The organism is Pseudomonas sp. GXM4, from assembly GCF_008923895.1.
Taxonomy (GTDB): Bacteria; Pseudomonadota; Gammaproteobacteria; order Pseudomonadales; family Pseudomonadaceae; genus Aquipseudomonas; species Aquipseudomonas atacamensis.
The window spans coordinates 1-3,421 of sequence record NZ_WBRZ01000401.1; the positions used below are offsets into that span (position 1 = coordinate 1).

At 59.3% G+C, this 3,421-nt stretch carries 3 protein-coding genes; all 3 read left to right on the forward strand.

Annotation, left to right across the window (positions count from 1 at the left end; genetic code table 11):
• Positions 1–99: 99 nt before the first annotated feature.
• Positions 100–1,173 carry a BMP family ABC transporter substrate-binding protein gene (locus F8N49_RS26575; protein WP_016771815.1) on the forward strand — a complete coding sequence of 358 codons (1,074 nt, stop codon included), beginning with the start codon at positions 100–102 and terminating at the stop codon, positions 1,171–1,173.
• A gap of 156 nt (positions 1,174–1,329) precedes the next feature.
• Positions 1,330–2,295: a 2-oxoglutarate and iron-dependent oxygenase domain-containing protein gene (locus F8N49_RS26580; RefSeq protein ID WP_151553222.1), complete on the forward strand. Its 966-nt coding sequence runs from the start codon at positions 1,330–1,332 to the stop codon at positions 2,293–2,295.
• Positions 2,296–2,375: 80 nt separating this feature from the next.
• A complete protein-coding gene (locus F8N49_RS26585) occupies positions 2,376–3,329 on the forward strand; it encodes an adenosine deaminase (RefSeq protein ID WP_024011466.1) in 954 nt (317 codons plus the stop codon).
• Positions 3,330–3,421 lie beyond the last annotated feature (92 nt).

The window sequence follows — 3,421 nt, forward strand, 5'->3', positions numbered from 1 at the left end:
GTAGGAGCCGCCGAAGGCTGCGATCTTTTTGTTTGTTGTCCTTTTGGTCAGCAATTTGCATTGGCCCTGAGCACACACAACAAAATGGAGTTCGGGTTCATGCCAATACGTCCGCTGCACAAACTGCTGTACGCCGCCATCGGTCTGGGAATCAGCCTGAGCGCCAGCGCTGCCGATCCGCTGAAGGTCGGTTTCGTCTACATCGGCCCGATCGGTGACCACGGCTGGACGTATCAGCACGAACAGGGGCGCAAGGCCCTGGCGGAAAAACTCGGCACGCAGATCACCACCAACTACGTGGAAAACGTCGCCGAGGGCGCCGACGCCGAACGGGTGATCCGCAACATGGCCAAGGACAAATACGACCTGATCTTCACCACGTCTTTCGGCTACATGAACCCGACAGTGAAAGTCGCCAAGCAATTCCCCAAGGTCACTTTCGAACACGCCACAGGCTACAAGCAGGACAAGAATCTCGGCACTTACCTGGCGCGCACTTACGAGGGCCGTTATGTCGGCGGTTTCCTCGCGGCGAAGATGACCAAGACCAAGAAGATCGGCTACGTCGCCTCGTTCCCGATTCCGGAAGTGATCCGCGACATCAATGCCATCCAGTTGGCCCTGAACAAGTACAACCCTGGCACCGAAATCAAAGTGGTGTGGGTCAACTCCTGGTTCGATCCGGGCAAGGAAGCCGACGCCGCCAACGCCCTGATCGATCAAGGCGTCGATGTGGTGTTCCAGCACACCGACAGCCCGGCGCCTATCCAGGCTGCCGAACGGCGCGGGGTGTATGCCGTGGGCTATGCCTCGGACATGGCCCACTTCGGCCCGAAAGCGGTGCTGACCTCGATCGTCAACGACTGGGCGCCACACTACATTCAGGCGACGCAGAGCGTGATTGATCACACCTGGAAATCTCAGGATTACTGGGGCGGGTTGAAGGAAGGCACGGTGGAACTGCCGATCAGCGATCTGGTGCCGGCGCCGGTGAAAGCCGAAGCCGAGCAGTTGATCGCCGACATCAAGAGCGGCGCATTGCAGCCGTTTACCGGGCCGATCAAGGATCAGGCCGGTGTGGAAAAAATCCCTGCGGGCGTGAGCGCGACCAATGCGGAACTGGCGTCGATGAATTATTACGTTGAAGGCATGAAGGCCGAGATGCCGAAGTAACTTTCAAAAAATACACCGACCCGTGTGGGAGCTGGCTTGCCAGCGATGAGGCCTTCACATTCAACATCACTGTTGCCAGTTAGATCGCCATCGCTGGCAAGCCAGCTCCCACAGTTTTTTCAGTGTTCTCATGTTTGCGTTTCTCAGGACCAGTGCATGAACAGTCTTCCCATCATCGACATCAGCCCGCTCTACAGCACCGATGAAAATGCCTGGCCCGCCGTGGCCGAGCAGATCGACCAAGCCTGTCGCGAATGGGGCTTTTTCTACATCAAGGGCCATCCGATCTCGGCGCAACGCATCGACGATCTGCTCGATCACGCCCAGCGCTTCTTTGCCTTGCCCGCCGCAGAAAAACTGAAGATCGACATTACCCAGACCCGCCATCATCGCGGCTACGGTGCGATTGCGACCGAGCAACTGGACCCGGACAAACCCAGCGATCTCAAAGAAACTTTCGACATGGGCCTGCACCTGCCGAACGAACACCCCGAGGTGCTCGCGGAAAAACCTTTGCGCGGCCCCAATCGGCACCCGGCGCAACCCGGCTGGGACGCCCTTATGGAGCAGCATTACCTCGACATGCAGGCGCTGGCGCAAACCCTGTTGCGGGCGATGACCATTGCACTGGGCATCGAGCGCGACTTCTTCGATTCGCGCTTTGTCGACCCGGTCAGCGTGTTGCGCATGATCCATTATCCGCCGCGTCACACCGCCAGCTCCGCCGAGCAACAAGGTGCCGGCGCCCATACCGATTACGGCTGCATCACCCTGCTCTATCAGGACAGCGCCGGCGGTTTGCAGGTGAAGAACGTCAATGGTGAATGGATCGACGCGCCACCGATTGACGGCACGTTCGTGGTCAACCTCGGCGACATGATGGCGCGCTGGAGCAACGACCGTTATCGCTCGACGCCGCACCGGGTGATCAGCCCGCTGGGCGTGGATCGTTATTCGATGCCGTTCTTCGCCGAACCGCACCCGGACACGCGCATCGAATGCCTGCCCGGTTGCCAGGATGCACAGCACCCGGCGAAATATCCGACCACCACCTGTGCGCAATTCCTGCTGTCGCGCTTCGCCGATACCTACGCCTATCGTCGCGAGCAAGAGGCGGTTTGATCGATCACCTGGTCAGGTTTTGCCAATTGTTGCGGCCAGCCTCTGTAGAATGCCGGCATTGCACCTGATGAGAAAAGACTATGTACGACTGGCTCAACGCCCTGCCCAAAGCCGAACTGCACCTGCATCTGGAAGGTTCGCTGGAGCCTGAACTGCTGTTCGCCCTGGCCGAACGCAACAAGATCGCCCTGCCGTGGAGCGACGTCGAAACCCTGCGCAAGGCTTACGCCTTCAACAATCTGCAGGAATTTCTCGACCTGTATTACCAGGGCGCCGATGTCCTACGCACCTCGCAGGACTTCTACGACCTGACCTGGGCCTACCTGCTGCGCTGCAAAGCACAGAACGTGATTCATACCGAACCGTTCTTCGATCCGCAGACCCACACCGACCGGGGCATCCCGTTCGAAGTGGTGCTCAACGGCATCGCCGCCGCGCTCAAGGATGGCGAGACGCAACTGGGCATCAGCAGCGGTTTGATCCTCAGCTTCCTGCGCCACCTCAGCGAAGACGAAGCGCAGAAAACCCTCGATCAGGCGCTGCCGTTCCGTGATGCGTTTGTCGCGGTCGGGCTCGACAGTTCCGAGATGGGCCACCCGCCGAGCAAGTTCAAACGCGTCTTCGATCGCGCCCGCGACGAAGGCTTCCTCACCGTCGCCCACGCCGGTGAAGAAGGCCCGCCGGAATACATCTGGGAAGCCATCGACCTGCTGAAAATCCAGCGCATCGACCATGGCGTGCGCGCCATCGAAGACGAGCGCCTGATGCAGCGGATCATCGACGAGCAGATCCCGCTGACCGTATGCCCGCTGTCGAACACCAAGCTCTGCGTGTTCGATCACATGTCGCAGCACAACATCCTCGACATGCTTGAGCGCGGCGTGAAGGTCACGGTGAACTCCGATGACCCGGCGTATTTCGGCGGGTACGTGACCGAGAACTTCCATGCGCTGCATGAACATCTGGGCATGACCCAGGATCAGGCCAAGCGCCTGGCGCAGAACAGCCTGGATGCGCGGTTGGTAAAACCGTAAGCAACTGCAAAATCACATCAATACCTGTGGGAGCGGGCTTGCCCGCGATAGTGGATTGTCAGTCAACATAGATGGTGAATTTGCTGGCCCCA

Bases quoted from the DNA above. Each gene is read 5' to 3' on its own strand.
- F8N49_RS26585 (WP_024011466.1), top strand. From the start codon at position 2,376: ATGTACGACTGGCTCAACGCCCTGCCCAAAGCCGAACTGCACCTGCAT.
- F8N49_RS26580 (WP_151553222.1), top strand. From the start codon at position 1,330: ATGAACAGTCTTCCCATCATCGACATCAGCCCGCTCTACAGCACCGAT.
- F8N49_RS26575 (WP_016771815.1), top strand. From the start codon at position 100: ATGCCAATACGTCCGCTGCACAAACTGCTGTACGCCGCCATCGGTCTG.